Genomic DNA, 18,979 nt, shown 5'->3' on the forward strand with positions numbered 1-18,979 from the left:
CCGACCTGGATGATGAGGATGACGTGAGCAGCACATCGGTGGAACAGGTCGTAGCAGCACTGCGCAAGTCGCTCACGGACAACGAGCGGCTGCGCGAGGAGAACGCACGGCTCACCGCGGCGAGCAACGACCCGATCGCGATCGTGGCCATGGCGTGCCGCTACCCCGGAGGGGCCGGCACACCGGAGGACCTGTGGCGGCTGGTGGCCGAAGGCACCGACGCGGTGTCCGGCTTCCCGGCCGACCGGGGCTGGGACCCGGGCGTCTACGACCCGGAGCCGGGCGTGCCCGGCAAGTCCTACGCCCGCGACGGCGCGTTCCTCTACGACGCGGCCGAGTTCGACCCCGCGTTCTTCGGCATCAGCCCGCGCGAGGCACTGACCATGGACCCCCAGCAGCGACTGCTGCTGGAGATCTCATGGGAGGCCATCGAGCGGGCCGGAGTCGACCCGACCACCCTCAAGGGCAGCCGCACCGGTGTCTACGCCGGGGTGATGTACCACGACTACGCCGACGGCAGCGCGGGCAGCTTCGTCTCCGGCCGCACCGCCTACACCCTCGGACTGGAGGGCCCGGCGGTCACCGTCGACACGGCGTGCTCCTCCTCGCTGGTCGCCCTGCACATGGCGGCCCAGGCCCTGCGGTCCGGGGAATGCTCGCTCGCCCTGGCCGGTGGCGTGACGGTCATGTCCACCCCGGACATGCTCGTGTACTTCAGCGAGCAGCGCGGCCTCGCCCCGGACGGGCGCTGCAAGCCGTTCGCCGCCGCCGCCGACGGCACCGGCTGGGGCGAGGGCGCGGGCGTCCTGCTGCTGGAGCGGCTGTCGGACGCCCGACGCAACGGCCACCCGGTGCTGGCGCTCGTCAGCGGGTCGGCGGTCAACCAGGACGGCGCGTCCAGCGCCATGACCGTACCCAACGGCCCCGCGCAGCAGCGGGTGATCCGTCAGGCCCTCGCCGACGCGGGCCTGACGCCGGGCGAGGTCGACGCGGTGGAGGCGCACGGTACGGGAACCAAGCTGGGCGACCCGATCGAGGCGCAGGCGCTGCTGGCCACCTACGGGAAGAAGCGCCCCGCGGGACAGCCGCTCTGGCTGGGCTCGGTCAAGTCGAACTTCGGGCACACGCAGGCGGCGGCCGGCGTCGCGGGCATCATCAAGATGGTCATGGCCATGCGGGCCGGAGTCCTGCCGCGCACCCTCCACGTTGACGCCCCGTCGGACCAGGTCGACTGGTCCGTGGGGAACGTGGAACTGCTCACGGAGGCCCGGCTCTGGCAGGTCGAGGGCCGGCCGAGGCGGGCGGGCATCTCCTCCTTCGGGCTGAGCGGCACGAACGCGCACGTGATCGTGGAGCAGGCACCGGAGCAACCGGCGGCCGAAGCGGCGGCCGCCGCACTGCCGGTCGCGCCGTGGGTCGTCTCGGCGAAGTCCGCGCGGGCGCTGGCAGGACAGGCGGAGCGACTGCTGGCCGTGGCCGGGGCAGAGGAACACAGCCCCGAAGACATCGGGTACTCCCTGGTGACGTCGAGGTCCCTCTTCGAGCACCGCGCGGTGGTGGTCGGCGACCGGGAGGGCGCACGCGCGGCGCTCGCGGCTCTCGCGGCGGGGGAGGACCACCCGGGAGTGGTCGTCGGCCAGGCGCAGCCCGGTGGACGCACGGCGTTCCTGTTCACGGGGCAGGGTGCGCAGCGGCTGGGGATGGGGCGTGAGCTGTACGCCGCGTTCCCGGTCTTCGCCGAGGCTTTCGACGCGGTGTGCGCGGAGGTCGACGTCCACCTGGGGCGGTCGTTGCGGGAGGTGGTGTGGGGTGAGGACGCGGAGGCGTTGAACGCGACCGCGATCACGCAGCCCGCGTTGTTCGCGTTCGAAGTCGCCTTGTATCGGCTGGTGGAGGCCTGGGGGGTCACCCCTGACGTGGTTGCCGGGCATTCGATCGGCGAGCTGGCGGCCGCGCACGTGGCCGGGGTGTTGTCCCTGGCCGATGCGGCGCGGCTCGTCGTGGCGCGTGGCCGCCTGATACAGGCGTTGCCGGCCGGCGGCGCGATGCTCGCCGTACAGGCCACGGAGGAGGAGGTCGCGGCGCTGCTCGCCGATGGGGTGGGTATCGCGGCGGTCAACGGCCCGAGGTCGGTCGTCGTCTCCGGTGTCGAGGCCGCCGTCCTGGCGGTCGGTGACCACTTCTCGGCGGCCGGTCGCAAGACCAGCCGGCTGGTGGTCTCGCACGCCTTCCATTCGGCCCTGATGGACCCGATGCTCGATGAATTCCGGGCTGTGGCAGCTCAGTTGACCTTCAACGAGCCTGCGCTCTCCGTGGTGTCGACTGTCACCGGCGCCGTCTCCACGGAGTGGCGGTCCCCTGAGTACTGGGTGGGCCAGGTCCGCGAGGCAGTGCGTTTCTCCGACGCGGTCGAAGCGCTGGCCGGGCAGGGCGTGACCCGCTTCCTGGAGATCGGCCCCGACGGGATCCTCACCGGTCTCGCCGCGCAGAGCCTGGACGAGGCCGTCCTGGCCGCGACCGTGCGCAAGAACCGCCCCGAGGCCGAGACCCTGGTCGCCGCCCTCGGCCTGCTGCACACCACCGGGGTTCCCGTCGACTGGCAGGCCCTCTACGGCGCCTCGGGCGCCCGCCGTATCGACCTCCCCACCTATTCCTTCCAGCGCACCCGCTTCTGGATCGACGCGGTGAAGCCCGGGAGCGCCGGTCACGCGCACCCGTTGCTCGGCTCGGTGGTGACCCTGGCCGACTCGGGCGGCGCCGTGCTCACCGGACGGCTCGCCGTCGCCGCGCAGCCTTGGCTCGCCGACCACGTGGTGCGGGACGCGATCCTCTTCCCCGGCGCGGGCTTCGTCGAGTTGGCCATCCGCGCGGGCGAGCACACCGGCTGCGACGTGCTGGAGGAGCTCGCCCTCCATGTGCCGCTCCTCCTCCCCGAGGGCGGCGCCGCTGCCGTGCAGGTGGTCGTCGGAGCCGCCGACGACTCGGGCAGGCGCAGCGTCGGGGTGTACGCGCGGGACGAGAGCCTCGCGGACCCCGAGTGGACCCTGCACGCGGACGGCGTACTCGCCGAGGGTACGGAGGAACCCGCCTTCGACCTGACCACCTGGCCCCCGCCGGGCGCGGTCCCGCTCCCGCTCGACGGCGCGTACGAGACCCTGGGCGAGCAGGGTCTGGCCTACGGGCCGGCCTTCCAGGGCCTGACGGCCGCCTGGCGGCTCGACGGCGTCGTCTACGCCGAGGTCGCGCTGGACCAGGACGTGCAGGCGGACGCGTACGGGCTGCACCCGGCGCTGCTGGACGCCGCGATGCACGCCGCGCTGGTGGACGGCGCCGAGGGCCACGACGGTGGCACGGTGCTGCCGTTCGTGTGGAAGGACGTACGACTGTTCGCGGTCGGCACCTCGGCTGCTCGCGTACGGATGACCCGGCCGACCCCCCAGAGCCTCTCCCTGGAGATCGCGGACGCCTCCGGCGCCCCGGTCGCGTCGGTGGGCGGTGTCGTCGGACGCGCTCTGGAGGAGTCCGGGACCGGCAGCGCGGCCGTCGATCCGCTCTACCGGGTCGTCTGGCAGCCGGCCGACCATTCCGCCTCGCCGGGGGAGTGGCTGTGCTGGGAGGACGTGCCCGCGGAGGGCCCGGTGGACGGCACGGTCGTCCTGGACTGCGCGACGGGGGACGAAAACGTGCCGTCCGCCGTCCACGCCCTGACCGAACGGGTCCTGGACGTACTGCGACAGTGGTCGGCGGACCAGCGGTTCGCCGCGGCCACCCTCGTGGTCGTCACGCGCGGCACCGTGGCCGTCGGCGACGTCGATCCGGTTGACGTACGGCAGGCCCCGGTGTGGGGCCTGGTGCGCGCGGCGCAGGCGGAGAACCCCGGCCGCTTCATACTCCTCGACACGGACGGCTCCGCGGACTTCGGCCTCGTACGGGCCGGTGACGAAACGGAGTTGGCGGTCCGCGAGGGCCGGGTGCTGGCCCCGCGGCTGGTGCGGGTCACCGCCCCCGTCGGTCCCGAGACGGTGTGGGACCCGGCCGGGACGGTGCTGATCACGGGTGGCACGGGCGGGCTGGGCGCGCTCGTGGCCCGCCACCTGGTCACCGAACACGGCGTACGCCACCTGCTGCTCGCGGGCCGGCGTGGCGCGGAAGCCCCCGGCGCCACCGAACTGCGCCAGGAACTCGCAGAATTGGGTGCGGCGGTCGTCGTCGCAGCGTGCGACGTGGCCGACCGTGATGCCGTGGCCGCGCTCCTGGCCGGGGTGGACCCGGCGCACCCGCTGCGTGGAATCGTCCACGCGGCGGGCGTGCTCGACGACGCGATGATCACCTCGCTCACGGCCGAGCGCCTGCGCGGCGTCCTCGCCCCCAAGGCGGACGCCGCCTGGCACCTGCACGAGCTGACCCGAGACCTCGGCCTCACCGCCTTCGTCCTCTTCTCCTCCATCGCCGGCACCCTCGGTTCGACGGGACAGGCCAACTACGCCGCCGCGAACGCCTTTCTCGACGCCCTGGCCGCCCACCGCCGAGCGGCCGGCCTCCCGGCCGCGTCCCTGGCCTTCGGCCTCTGGGACACCCCCGGTGGCATGGGCACCCGGCTCGGCGCGGCCGAACTCGAACGGATGCGGCAGGCCGGTACTCCGGCCGTCCCCGCCGACCGGGGACTCGCACTCTTCGACGCCGCTCTGCGCTCGGGCGCGCCGGCCACGGTCCCCGTACGCCTGGACCTCGGGGTGCTCCGCGCGCACGCCGACGAGACCCCCGCCCTGCTGCGCGGTCTCGTACGGACCCCCGGTCGCCGGTCGGCCCGTACCGGCTCCCCGGCCCTGACCACCCGACTCGCGGGCCTGACCGGCGCGGACCGGGCCGGCGCCGTCCTCGACCTGGTCCGTACGAAGATCGCGGCGGTCCTCGGCCACGCCTCGGGCGAAGCCATCGAACCCCGCCGCGCGTTCGACGAGTTGGGCTTCGACTCGCTCACCGCCGTCGAGCTGCGCAACCGGCTCGACGCGGAGACCGGCCTGCGCCTCCCGGCCACCCTGATCTTCGACTACCCGACGGCCGAGGCCGTGGCCGGGTACGTCCAGGAGCTGCTCGACGGCACCCCGGACGCCGCCCCCGATGCGGTACCGGCCGCCGCCGTCCGGGCGGGGGGCGAGGACCCGATCGTGATCGTGGGCATGGCCTGCCGCTACCCGGGAGGCGTGACCACGCCCGACGGACTGTGGCGGCTGGTCGCGGACGGGGTCGACGCGATAGCCCCGCTGCCCGACGACCGGGGCTGGGACCCGGGCGTGTACGACCCGGAGCCGGGCGTGCCCGGCAAGTCCTACGCCCGGGACGGGGGCTTCCTGTATGACGCGGCCGAGTTCGACCCCGCGTTCTTCGGGATCTCCCCGCGCGAGGCGCTCATCATGGACCCGCAGCAGCGGCTCCTGCTGGAGATCTCCTGGGAGGCGATCGAACGGGCCGGGGTCGACCCGGCGGCGCTCAAGGGCAGCCGCACCGGTGTGTACGCGGGCGTGATGTACCACGACTACGCGGGCGGCACGGCGGGGAGCCTGGTCTCCGGCCGGGTCGCGTACACGCTGGGCCTGGAGGGCCCGGCGGTGACCGTCGACACGGCCTGCTCGTCCTCGCTCGTGGCCCTGCACATGGCCGCGCAGGCCCTGCGGTCGGGCGAGTGCTCGTTGGCACTGGCCGGTGGTGTGACGGTCATGTCCACCCCCGACATGCTCGTGTACTTCAGCGAGCAACGCGGCCTGTCCCCGGACGGGCGCTGCAAGTCCTTCGGCGCGGGCGCGGACGGCACCGGCTGGGGCGAGGGCGCGGGCGTCCTGCTGCTGGAGCGGCTCTCGGACGCGCGGCGCAACGGCCACCCCGTCCTGGCGGTGGTCCGCGGCTCGGCCCTCAACCAGGACGGTGCCAGCAACGGTCTGACCGCCCCGAACGGGCCCGCGCAGCAGCGGGTGATCCGCCAGGCCCTCGCCGACGCGGGCCTCACGGCCGCCGAGGTCGACGCGGTGGAGGCGCACGGCACGGGAACCAAGCTGGGCGACCCGATCGAGGCGCAGGCGCTGCTGGCCACGTACGGACAGGGCCGGGCCGAAGGGGAGCCGCTCTGGCTGGGCTCGGTCAAGTCGAACTTCGGGCACACGCAGGCGGCGGCCGGCGTCGCGGGCATCATCAAGATGGTGATGGCGATGCGGCATGGCGTGCTGCCGCCCTCCCTGCACGCGGAGGAACGCTCGGACGAGATCGACTGGTCGGCCGGTGAGGTGGAACTGCTGACCAAGGCCCGGGAGTGGGGGGCCGCCGGCCGGCCGCGTCGGGCGGGGATCTCCTCGTTCGGGCTGAGTGGCACGAACGCCCACGTGATCGTGGAGCAGGCACCGGAGGAGCCGGCGGGCGAAGCCGCGGAGGTCGAACTCCCGGTGACCCCGTGGGTGTTGTCGGCCAAGTCCGCCGAGGCGCTGGCCGGTCAGGCGGAACGGCTGCTGGCCGCGACCGAGGCCGAGGAGCACAGCCCCGAGGACATCGGGTACAGCCTGGCCGTGGCGCGCGGTGTCATGGAGCACCGGGCGGTGGTGGTGGGCGACCGGGAGGCCGGGCTCGTCGCACTGGCCGGGGGAGAGACGCATCCGAGCGTGGTGCGGGGCGTCGCGGGCAAGGGGTCCACGGCGTTCCTGTTCACGGGCCAGGGTGCGCAGCGCCTCGGGATGGGGCGTGAGCTGTACGAGGCCTTCCCGGTCTTCGCCGAGGCTTTCGACGCGGTGTGCGCGAAGGTCGACGTCCACCTCGGGCGGTCGTTGCGGGACGTGGTGTGGGGTGAGGACGCGGACGCGCTGAACGCGACCGCGATCACCCAGCCCGCGCTGTTCGCCTTCGAAGTCGCCTTGTACCGGCTGGTCGAAGCCTGGGGCGTCCGGGCCGATGTGGTCGCCGGACACTCCATCGGTGAGCTGGCCGCCGCCCACGTCGCCGGGGTGTTCTCCCTGGCGGACGCGGCCCGGCTGGTCGTGGCCCGTGGCCGCCTGATGCAGGCGCTGCCGGCCGGCGGCGCGATGCTCGCCGTACAGGCCACGGAGGAGGAAGTCCTGCCGCTGCTCACCGACGGGGTGGGCATCGCGGCGGTCAACGGACCCGATTCCGTGGTGGTTTCAGGCGTCGAGGCCGCCGTCCTCGCGGTGGGCGAGCACTTCGCGGCGGCCGGTCGCAAGACCAGCCGGCTCGCGGTCTCGCACGCCTTCCACTCGGCCCTGATGGACCCGATGCTCGACGAGTACCGGGCCCTCGCGCTCCAGCTGTCGTACACCGAGCCGAAGCTGGGCTTCGTCTCGACGGTGACCGGACGCCCCGGCGCGGACTGGCGGTCCCCGGACTACTGGGTGGGCCAGGTCCGCGAGGCCGTCCGCTTCGCCGATGCCGTCGAGGAGCTGGCCGGGCAGGGCGTGACCCGCTTCCTGGAGATCGGCCCCGACGGGATCCTCACCGGTCTCGCCGCGCAGAGCCTGGACGAGGCCGTCCTGGCCGCGACCGTGCGCAAGAACCGCCCCGAGGCGGAGACGCTGGTCACCGCCCTCGCGCAGCTCCACGTGTCCGGGGCCGGCATCGACTGGCAGGCCTACTACGCCGCCACCGGCGCCCGGCTCGTCGAACTCCCCACCTACCCCTTCCAGCGCTCCCGCTATTGGATGACGGCCCCCGCCGCCGCCGGTGGCACCGCCGACTCCGGGCAGATCGCCCTCGACCACCCCGTGCTCCGTGCGGCCGTCGTCCTCCCCGACGACGGCGGCGCCGTCCTCACCGGCCGCCTGACCGCCGGCACGCACGGCTGGATCACCGACCACGACGTCCTCGGCAGCGTCCTGCTGCCGGGCACCGGATTCGTCGAGCTGGCGATCCGGGCGGGCGAGCGGCTCGGCTGTGGGTTCCTTGAGGAGCTCACCCTGCAGGCTCCGCTGATCCTCCCCGCGCGGGGCGGGATCGCCGTCCAGGTGGTGGTCGGGGCGGCGGACGACACCGGGCGCCGGACCGTGGCCGTCCACTCGCGCGCCGACGACCAGCCGGACCTGCCGTGGACGCGCCACGCCGAGGGAGTGCTGTCCCCGGTGGCGGAAGCGGACGCGGCGGAGGGACTGACGGACTGGCCGCCTGCGGGGGCCGAAGAGGTGCCCGTCACCGGCGCCTACCCGGATCTCGCGGCCGCCGGCTATCACTACGGGCCGGTGTTCCAGGGCCTCACCGCGGCCTGGCGACTCGGCGACGCGCTCTACGCCGAGGTCCGCCTGCCGGAACAGGCCCACGAGGACGCCGTCCGCTTCGGGCTGCACCCCGCCCTGCTGGACGCGGCGATGCACGTCGGGCTGCTCGACATCCCGGGCCGCGAGGGCGGCGGGCAGACCCTGCTGCCCTTCGCGTGGAACCGAGTCGCGTTGCACGCGCCCGGGGCCAAGGCGCTGCGGGTGCGGATCACCCCCGTCGCCCAGCAGGACGGGCTCTCGCTGACCGTCGCCGACGAGCACGGCCACCCCGTGCTGTCGGTGGAGTCGCTCCTCTCCCGGCCGGTCTCGGCCGAGCAGCTCGGCGCGGGCGCGGGCGACGCCCTGCTCCGCGTCGGATGGCAGCCCGCGCCCATGCGTGGTCAGGCTGCCGACGACGTGCCGGCCCACGTCGTCTTCGACTGCGTCGGGGTGCCGCGAACCGACGACGTACTCGCCGACGTGCGCACGACCGTGCGGGCGGTCCTGGAGGCGGTGCAGGACTGGCTGTCCGTGGAGCGGCCGGAGGGTGCGGTGTTGGCGGTGGTCACGCGTGGTGCGGTGGCCGTCGTCGATGGTGAGTCGGTGGATGTGCGGCAGGCTCCGGTGTGGGGTCTGGTGCGTGCGGCGCAGGCGGAGAATCCCGGCCGGTTCGTGCTCGTCGACACCGACGGCTCGGTGGCTTTGAGGCAGCTTCTGGCCCTGGGCGAGCCGGAGTTGGCCGTCCGCGCGGGTGAGGTGTCGGTGCCGCGATTGGCCCGCGTGTCCGTGGGTGAGGGTGCGGAGCCGGTGTGGGATGCGGGCGGGACCGTGTTGATCACGGGTGGTACGGGTGGTCTGGGTGCGCTCGTGGCCCGGCATCTGGTGGCCGACCATGGCGTACGGAACCTGCTGCTGCTGGGACGCCGGGGTGCGGATGCGCCCGGTGCTTCGGATCTCCTCGCCGATCTGGCGGACTCGGGTGCTTCGGTCGTGGTCGCCGCGTGTGACGTGGCGGACCGGGAGGCCTTGGCTGCGGTGCTGGCCGACATCGACCCCGCTCACCCGTTGTCGGGGGTCGTCCATGTGGCGGGTGTCGCCGACAACGGTGTGATCGGTGCGCTGACGTCCGAGCGGATGGACGCGGTGTTGCGTCCGAAGGCGGACGCGGCGTGGCACCTGCACGAGTTGACGCGTGAGCTGGACGTGTCGGCGTTCGTGATGTTCTCCTCGGCCGGCGGTCTGGTGCTGGCGGCGGGGCAGGGCAACTACGCGGCCGCGAACGTGTTCCTCGACGCGCTCGCCGCCCACCGTCACGCGGAAGGACTCCCGGCCACCTCCATGGCCTTCGGCCTTTGGGCCGTCGACACCGGCATGGCATCCCACCTCACCGACGCAGACCTGGAGCGCATGCGCCGCGCGGGCACGCCCGCCCTCTCCGAGGCCGAGGCGCTCGCCCTGTTCGACTCCGCGCTGGTCTCGGGCCTGGCGGCCACCGTGCCGCTACGGGTGGACGCGGGCGCGCTGCGCGCCCGTACCGACGAACTGCCCGCCCTGCTACGCGCCATGGCCCCGGCAGCCCGCAAGCGGGTCGCCGCGGGGGCGCCGAAGGGGGCCTCGCTGGCCGAGCGGATCGCCGGGCGGGACGAGGAGGAGCGGGACCGGATCATCCTGGACGTCGTACGGGGCCACGCCGCGGCCGTACTGGGCCACGCCTCCGGTGACGCGATCGAACCGGACCGCGCCTTCGGGGAGTTGGGCTTCGACTCGCTCGGCTCGGTGGAGCTGCGCAACCAGCTCACGGCGGCCAGTGGGCTGCGGCTGCCCGCCACGCTGATCTTCGACTACCCGAGCGCGGCGGAGGTGGCCGCGTACATCGCCGCACGCCTCGTCCCGGCCGCGCCGGTATCCGGCGTGGAAGCCGACATCAAGAAACTGGAGGCCCTGCTGACGACCGACGCCCCGCCGGTCGGCCCCGAACGCACACGACTGGCCGAGCGGCTGCGGGAGCTGGCCGGCCGGCTCGACGGACCACAGATCCACGACCAGGGGTACGCCATGCCGGAGATCCCGGATCCTGGCCAGGACCTCGACGAGGTCACCGCGGACGAGCTGTTCGACATCCTCGACAACGAGCTCGGCTCCTCCGCGACCCCCTGACGCGCCGGACCGCCTGACCAGGGCGGATCGGCCACCAGGCCGGGGTGCGTGACGCTGAACCACAGCCGTCACGCACCCCGGCCTTTCGCGTGTTTTCCCCTTCCCGACCGGTGCTCGCGACAGGGGTGGGCTAAGGGTGGGCTGTCCCTCGGCGGGCTCAGTAGCGTTCAAATCCGATCAACGTTGGACGTCCCGCGAGTGAGTCGCCACGGATCGTCGACCAGAGGGAGTAGGTCTCGGTGAGCAACGAGGAGCGACTTCTCGAATACCTGAAGCGGGCCACGACCGACCTGCGGGAGGCCCGCCGCCGGCTCGCGGAGGCCGAGCGTCGCCCCGCCGCTTCCGGTCGCTCGAGTCACCACGACGATCCGATCGCGATCGTCGGAATGGGCTGCCGCTACCCGGGCGGGGTCACCACCCCCGAGGAGCTGTGGCAGCTGGTCGCGGAAGGTGTCGACGCCATCGGCGAGTTCCCCGCGGACCGCGGCTGGGACCCGGAGGTGTACGACCCGGAGCCGGGCGCGCCCGGCAAGACGTACGCCCGCGAAGGCGGATTCCTCTACGGGGCCGCCGACTTCGACCCCGTGTTCTTCGGGATCAGCCCCAACGAAGCCCTCATGACGGACCCTCAGCAGCGGCTGCTGCTGGAGGTGTCCTGGGAGGCCATCGAGCGCGCCGGGATCGACCCGACGACCCTCAAGGGCACGTCGGCCGGAGTGTTCGCCGGGGTGATGTACCACGACTACGCGCTCGGCCGGGAGCCCGGAAGCACCACAGCGGGCAGCGTCGTCTCCGGCCGCGTCGCCTACACGCTGGGCCTCGAAGGCCCGGCGGTGAGCGTGGACACGGCCTGCTCGTCGTCCCTCGTGGCCCTCCACCTGGCCGCCCGCTCCCTGCGCTCGGGCGAGTGCGACCTGGCGCTGGCCGGTGGGGTGACCGTCATGTCCACCCCCGACATGTTCGTCTACTTCAGCACCCAGCAGGGCCTCGCCTCCGACGGCCGCTCGAAGTCCTTCTCGGCGTCCGCCGACGGTGTCGCCTGCTCGGAAGGCGCGGGAGTGCTCCTGCTGGAGCGGCTCTCCGACGCCCGGCGCAACGGCCACCCGGTACTCGCCGTGCTGCGCGGGTCGGCGCTCAACCAGGACGGCGCCAGCAACGGCCTCACCGCCCCGAACGGCCCCGCGCAGCAGAAGGTCATCCGCCGGGCCCTGGCGGACGCCGGGCTGTCGGCGGCCGAGGTCGATGTGGTCGAGGCGCACGGCACCGGCACCACGCTGGGCGATCCGATCGAGGCGCAGGCGCTGCTGGAGACGTACGGGCAGGAGCGGCCCGAGGGGCGGCCGCTGTGGCTCGGGTCGATCAAGTCCAACATGGGCCACAGTCAGGCGGCCGCGGGCGTCGCGGGGATCATCAAGATGGTCATGGCGATGCGCCACGGCATCCTGCCGAAATCCCTGTACGCGGAGACTCCCTCCGACCAGGTGGACTGGTCCGAGGGCAGCGTGGAACTGCTCGCCGAGGCGCGGGCATGGGAGCCCTCCGGTGCGGTACGGCGAGCCGGCGTGTCCTCCTTCGGGATCAGTGGGACGAACGCCCACGTGATCATCGAGGAGGCGCCCGCGAACACGGGGGAGACGGCTGTGCGGGCCGAACTCCCCGTGGTCCCCTGGGTGGTGTCGGCGAAGACCGAGCAGTCCCTCGCTGCTCAAGCCGCCCGCCTGCGGGAACGGGTCACGGGAGGGCCCGAGACCGATGCGGCGGACATCGGGCTCTCCCTGGCCGCGTCACGTACTGCCTTCACCCAGAGGGCGGTCGTCCTGGCGAGCGACCGCGAAGGCGGACTCGCGGCCCTCGCCGAGGGGGAGTACCACCCCGGCGTGGTGACGGGCCGCGTCCGGCGCGGTGGTCGGACGGCGTTCCTGTTCACCGGGCAGGGCGCGCAGCGCCTCGGGATGGGACGCGAGCTGTACGACGCCTTCCCCGTGTTCGCGGAGGCCTTCGACGCGGTGTGCGCGGAGATCGACGCCCACCTCGGGCACTCCCTGCGCGAGGTGGTCTGGGGTGAGGACGCGGAGGCACTGAACGCGACCGCGATCACCCAGCCCGCGCTGTTCGCCCTCGAAGTCGCTCTCTACCGACTTGTCGAAGCCTGGGGCATCAAGCCCGACGTGGTCGCCGGGCACTCCATCGGCGAACTGGCCGCCGCACACGTCGCCGGGGTGCTGTCCCTGGCCGACGCGGCCCGGCTGGTCGTGGCGCGCGGCCGCCTGATGCAGGCGCTGCCGGCCGGCGGAGCGATGCTCGCCGTACAGGCCACGGAGGAGGAAGTCCTGCCGCTGCTCAACGACGAGGTGGGCATCGCGGCGATCAACGGCCCCGACTCCGTAGTGGTCTCCGGCGTAGAGGCCGCCGTCCTGGCGGTCGGCGAGAACTTCGCCGCAGTCGGCCGGAAGACGAGCCGTCTGGCCGTCTCACACGCCTTCCACTCGGCGCTCATGCACCCGATGCTCGACGAATTCCTGACCGTAGCCCAGCAGTTGACCTATACCGAGCCGAAGATCGGCTTCGTGTCCACCGTGACCGGCAGCCCCGAAGCCGACTGGCAGTCCCCGGAGTACTGGGTCGGCCAGGTCCGCGAGGCCGTCCGGTTCACCGACGCCGTCGCAGCGCTGGAACAGCAGGGCGTCACCCGCTTCCTGGAGATCGGCCCGGACGGCATCCTCACCGGCCTCGCCTCGCAGGGACTCGACTCTGACGAGGCGGTCCTCGTACCGGCCCTGCGCAGGAACCGGCCCGAGCCGGAAGCCCTCGTCGCGGCTCTGGCCCACCTGTACGTGGACGGCGTGCGCGTCGACTGGCCGGCCTTCTACGCCGGCAGTGGCGCCCGCGTCACCGACCTCCCCACCTACGCCTTCCAGCGGACCCGCTACTGGGTGGACGCCACCGGTGCCACCGGCTCCGCGCCCGCCGGCCATGACGTTCCCTCCGTCGAGGAGTCCCGCGAGGCCGCGGCCGCCCTGCGGGCGAAGCTCGACGGGCTCGGGGCGGCGGAGAGCGGGCGGGTCCTGCTGGCGTTGGTGCGGACACACGTCGCGGCCGTCCTCGGCTACGACTCCAGTGCCGCCGTCGAGACCGATCTCGCCTTCCGCGACATGGGCTTCGACTCCCTCGCCGCCGTGGAACTGCGCAAGCGACTCACCGCCGCCAGCGGGTGCGACCTGCCCGCCACCCTGATCTTCGACTATCCGACCCCGCGGGCCGCCGCCGCCTTCCTCGCGGAGCGGATGGAGTCCGAGGCCGAGTCGGCGGCCGGCGACCCGGCCGCCGCGGCGCTGGCCGAACTCGACCGGATCGAGGCCGTGCTCACCGGATTTCCCGCCACGGGCGGGGACACGGAGGTGATAGGCGCCCGCGCCGACGCGATCACCGCCCGGCTGGAGGCCGTCGTACGCCGTTGGCGCGACGCCCACGGCGGCCCGGCGCCGACCGATGACGGCCCCGACTTCGAAACGGTCACCGACGAGGAGCTGTTCGACGTGCTCGACAGCGAATTCGGCATCTCCTAGCCAGCGATCAGCTCTAGATTGGTTGAGGTTCGATGAGCAACGACGAGAAGCTCCGGGACTATCTCAAGCGCGCCACCACCGAACTCCAGCGCACCCGGCGCCAGTTGCGCGAGGCCGAGGAGCGCGGCAGCGAGCCGGTCGCGATCGTGGCGATGGGGTGCCGCTTCCCCGGCGGCATCACCTCGCCCGAGGAGCTCTGGCAGCTGGTCGACTCCGGCCGGGACGCCGTCTCGCTCTTCCCGGACGGCCGGGGCTGGGACATGGACGCCCTGTACGACCCGGAGCCGGCGACGCCCGGCAAGACGTACTGCCGCGAAGGCGGCTTCCTGCACGACGCCGGCCAGTTCGACGCCGACTTCTTCAAGATCAGCCCGCGCGAGGCCCGGGACACCGACCCGCAGCAGCGGCTGCTCCTGGAGGTGTCCTGGGAAGCGATCGAGCGGGCCGGGATCGACCCCACCTCCCTGAAGGGCAGCCGGACCGGGGTGTTCGCCGGCGTCGTCTACCACGACTACCCGGGCGGCGGCGGTACCGGTGGCCTGGCCAGCGTCGCCTCCGGGCGCGTGGCGTACTCCCTGGGCCTGGAGGGCCCCGCGGTCACCGTGGACACCGCCTGCTCCTCCTCCCTCGTCGCCCTCCACCTCGCCGTCCAGTCCGTACGGACCGGGGAGTGCACGCTGGCCCTCGCGGGCGGCGTCACCGTGATGGCGAGCCCGGACTCCTTCGTCGGCTTCAGCCAGGACCGGGGCCTGGCCCCCGACGGACGCTGCAAGTCCTTCGCGGCGGCCGCCGACGGCACCACCTGGTCCGAGGGTGCGGGCATGGTCCTCGTCGAGCGGCTGTCCGACGCCCGCCGCAACGGCCACCCCGTCCTCGCCGTCATCCGCGGCTCGGCCATGAACTCCGACGGCGCCTCGAACGGCCTGACCGCGCCCAACGGCCCCTCCCAGCAGCGGGTCATCCAGCAGGCGCTCGCGTCAGGGCAGCTGACCCCCGCCGATGTCGACGCCGTCGAGGCGCACGGCACCGGCACCACCCTCGGCGACCCCATCGAGGCGCAGGCCCTCATCGCCGCGTACGGCCGGGAGCGGCCCGCCGACCAGCCGCTGTGGCTGGGCTCGTTCAAGTCGAACATCGGCCACGCGCAGGCCGCCGCGGGAGTCGGCGGAGTCATCAAGATGGTCGAGGCGATCCGCCACGGGGTGCTGCCGCGGACCCTGCACGTGGACGAACCGAGCCACAACGTCGACTGGAGCGCGGGCAGCGTACGTCTGCTGACCGAACCGACCCCCTGGCCGGACCGCGGCCGAGCCAAGCGCGCCGGCGTCTCTTCCTTCGGCCTCAGTGGCACGAACGTCCACGTGATCGTGGAAGAAGCCCCGGCCGCCCCCGGCGGAACCACCCCGCCCCCGGGCACGGACGCACCCGCAACCGCCGAGCCCGCCGCAGGCGGTACGGCCCCCCGGTTCGTGCCCGTAATGGTCTCCGCCCGCCGCCCCGAGGCGCTGGCCGCGCAGGCCGCCCGGCTCGCCGACCACTTGGAGGCCCACCCGGGGGACGCGCTCGTCGACACCGGCTGGTCCCTCGCCACCACCCGGGCCGCCCTGGAGCACCGCGCGGCGGTCATCGCCGAGGACCACGCCGAGCTCGTACGCGCCCTGCGGGCATTGGCCGCCGACACCGCCGAGCCCGCCGCAGGCGAAACGGCCCGGCCCGACGCGCTGTGCGCCGTACTGTTCACCGGCCAGGGCGCCCAGCGCCTCGGCATGGGGCGCGAACTGCACGCCGCGCACCCGGTGTTCGCCGAAGCCTTCGACGCCGTCTGCGCGGAGATCGACCCGTATCTCGACACCCCGCTGCGCGACACCATGTGGGGCGAGGACGGCCCGCTCCTCGACGACACCGGTCACGCCCAGCCCGCCCTGTTCGCCTGCGAAGTGGCCCTGTACCGGCTCATCGAGTCCTGGGGGATCCACCCCGACTACCTCGCCGGCCACTCCGTCGGCGAACTGGCCGCCGCCCACGTCGCCGGCGTCCTCACGCTGCCCGACGCCGCCCGCCTGGTCGCCGCCCGCGGTCGACTGATGCGGGCCCTCCCGCAGGGCGGCGCGATGGTCGCAGTCGAGGCCGCCGAGGACGAGGTGGAGCCGCTGCTCACCCCGACCACCGGTATCGCCGCGCTCAACGGCCCCCGTTCCGTGGTCGTTTCCGGGGACGAGGCGGACGCCCTCGCCATCGCCGCGCACTTCGCGGAACTCGGCCGCAAGACCAAGCGGCTCGCCGTGTCGCACGCCTTCCACTCGCCCCTGATGGAGCCGATGCTCGACGAGTTCCGTACCGTCGCCGAGAGCATCGCGTACGGGACCGCCCGCACGCCCATCGTCTCCACGGTCACCGGTGAGCTCGCGGGCGACGACGAACTGGCCCGCGCCGACTACTGGGTACGCCACGTCCGCGCGAGCGTCCGCTTCAGCGACGCCGTCCGGCTGCTCGCGGCCAAGGGCGTCCACACCTTCCTGGAACTCGGCCCCGACGCCGCCCTCACCCCGCTGGGCCCCGACTGCCTCACCGATCCGGACGAGGGCGCGGACCAGCCGGTGTTCACCGCCGTCCTGCGCCGCGGCCGTGGCGAGGAACGCGAGCTCGCCGGGGCCGTCGCCCTCGCCCACACCCGCGGCGTCCACGTCGACTGGAACGCGTACTTCACGGCGGCCGGCCACCGGCCCCACCGCGTGGACCTGCCCACCTACGCCTTCCAGCGCCGCACCTACTGGGCCGGGCAGCCCAACGCGTCGTCCACCACCCCCACCACCTCCACCGCCCCGGCCTCCGCGGACCCGGGCGAGGCCCAGTTCTGGGAGGCCGTGGAGCGCGAGGACACCACCGGGCTCGCCGAGCGGCTCGGCCTCGACCCCGCCGCCCTCGCCCCCGTCCTGCCCGCCCTCACCAGCTGGCGGGCCGGCCGCCGCGAGGCCTCCGCCGTGGACGCGCTGCGCTACCGGATCGCCTGGGCGCCCGTCGCCGACCCCGCACCGGCCGCCGCCGCCCCGCTCACCGGGGACTGGCTCGTGCCGCACACCGCTGAGCGCCGGGCCCTCGCCGGCGTCCTCGCGGCCGCGCTGACCGCCCGGGGAGCGACCCCCGTACTCGTGGAGGCCGGCGGCGCGCAGGGCCCCGTACTCCCCGACACGCACGCCGCGCCCGCCGGAGTACTGAGCCTGCTCGCCCTCGACGACACCCCGCATCCCGACCACCCGGCGCTCTCCCGGGGCCTCGCCGCCACCGTCGCCCTGCTCCAGGAGACGGCCGCCCGGCAGTGGACCGCCCCGGTGTGGTGCCTCACCGAGGGGGCGGTGGCCACGAACGACGCCGACGCGGCGGCCCGCCCCGTGCACCCCGAGCAGGCCGCCGTCTGGGGCCTGGGCGCGGCGCTCGCCCTGGAGGCCCCCGCCACCTGGGGCGGCCTCGTCGACCTTCCGGCCGGGACCGACCTCGGTGAAGCGGTCGCGCGGCGGCTCTGCGACACCCTCGCCAGGACCCCCGGCGAGGACCAGGTCGCCATCCGCCCCGAAGGCACCTACGCCCGCCGCATGGTGCGCCCCGCGCAACCCGACCCGAGCGGGCCCTGGCAGCCCCGCGGCACGGTCCTGGTCACCGGAGGCACCGGCGGACTCGGCGCCCACGTCGCCCGGATGCTCGCCGCCGACGGCGCCGAGCACGTGGTCCTCGTCGGACGGCGCGGCCCGGACGCCCCCGGCGCGGCAGAACTCGCCGCCGAATTGCGGGAGTCGGGCGTACGGGTATCCGTCGAAGCCTGCGACATCGCCGACCGGGAGGCCGTACGCACCCTCCTCGCCGGGCTGCCCGAGCCGACCGCCGTCTTCCACGCGGCCGGCCTGCCACAGCGCGTCGCCCCGCTCGGCGAACTGAGCCTCGCCGACCTCGCCGAGGTGGCCGAGGCGAAGGTGCTCGGCGCCCGCCACCTCGACGAACTCCTCGGCGACACCCCGCTCGACGCCTTCGTGCTCTTCTCCTCCGGCGCCGCCGTATGGGGCAGCGCCGGCCAGTCCGCCTACGGCAGCGCCAACGCCTACCTGGACGGTCTCGCCCACAGCCGCCGCGCCCGCGGCCTCGCCGCCACCTCCGTGGCCTGGGGCTCTTGGGACGGGGGCATGGTCGACGCCGAACTGGCCGCCGTCATGCGCCGGATCGGCGCCCCCGCCATGCGGCCCGACCTGGCCGTCGGGGCCCTGCGCCGCATCCTGGCCGGTGCCGCGCGGAGTGGCACCTCGCAGGGCGGGACCTCGCACGCGGTCGTCGCCGAGTTCGACTGGGAGCGCTTCGCCCCCACCTACGTACTGGCCCGCCCGCGCCCGCTCCTCGACGCCCTGCCCGAGGCCCGCGCCGCCCTCGGCGCGGACGGATCTCAAGGAGGAGGCGGGGACGATCCCGGCCTGGCGGGCCGACTGGCCGGCCTGAGCGGGCCCGAACAGCGTTCCGTGCTCCTGGACTTGGTCCGTACGCACGTGGCCGCGCTGCTCGGCTACGAGGACCCGGCCGAGGTCGCGCCCGACCGCGGCTTCACCGACCTCGGCTTCGACTCCGTCGCCGCCGTCGACCTGCGGACCAAGCTCGTCGCGGCCACCGGTCGCCCCCTGCCCACCAGCATGATCTACGACCACCCCAGCCCCGGGGCCCTCTCCGCCCACCTCTGGTCCGAGCTCTGCCAGGACGCCGACGGTGGCGAACTGCCCGTGCTGGCCCAGCTGGACCGGCTCGAAGCGGCCGCCGCGACCCTCGCCGCCGAGGACATCGAAGCCACCCGCATCACCGCCCGCCTGCAGAGCCTGCTGGCACGGCTGACCGGCACCCTCGACGCGAAGACCGGCAGCGCCGGGCAGGCCATCGGCGACCAGCTGGAGACCGCCTCCGCCGACGACGTCTTCGCCTTCATCGACAACGAACTCGGCCTCACCTGACTGCGCCTCGCGACCCCGCGACGACCCGACTCGA

1 protein-coding gene and 2 pseudogenes are annotated in these 18,979 nt (G+C 74.0%); all 3 read left to right on the forward strand.

The features are described 5' to 3' along the window. Positions 1-59: 59 nt before the first annotated feature. A pseudogene (locus tag ACFV9H_RS14845) lies at positions 60-10,400 on the forward strand (SDR family NAD(P)-dependent oxidoreductase); the annotation flags it as partial. A gap of 263 nt (positions 10,401-10,663) precedes the next feature. Beyond that, positions 10,664-13,966, forward strand: a pseudogene (locus ACFV9H_RS14850) (type I polyketide synthase); the annotation flags it as partial. Between the two features lie 32 nt (positions 13,967-13,998). Further along, on the forward strand, positions 13,999-18,945 hold the full coding sequence (locus ACFV9H_RS14855; RefSeq protein ID WP_385397708.1) for a type I polyketide synthase: 4,947 nt from the start codon (positions 13,999-14,001) through the stop codon (positions 18,943-18,945). Positions 18,946-18,979: the final 34 nt, after the last annotated feature.

Source organism: Streptomyces sp. NPDC059874 (assembly GCF_042731135.1).
Classification (GTDB): Bacteria; Actinomycetota; Actinomycetes; order Streptomycetales; family Streptomycetaceae; genus Streptomyces.

Coding starts and splice junctions, on each gene's coding strand:
- ACFV9H_RS14855 (WP_385397708.1), top strand. CDS start 13,999: ATGAGCAACGACGAGAAGCTCCGGGACTATCTCAAGCGCGCCACCACC.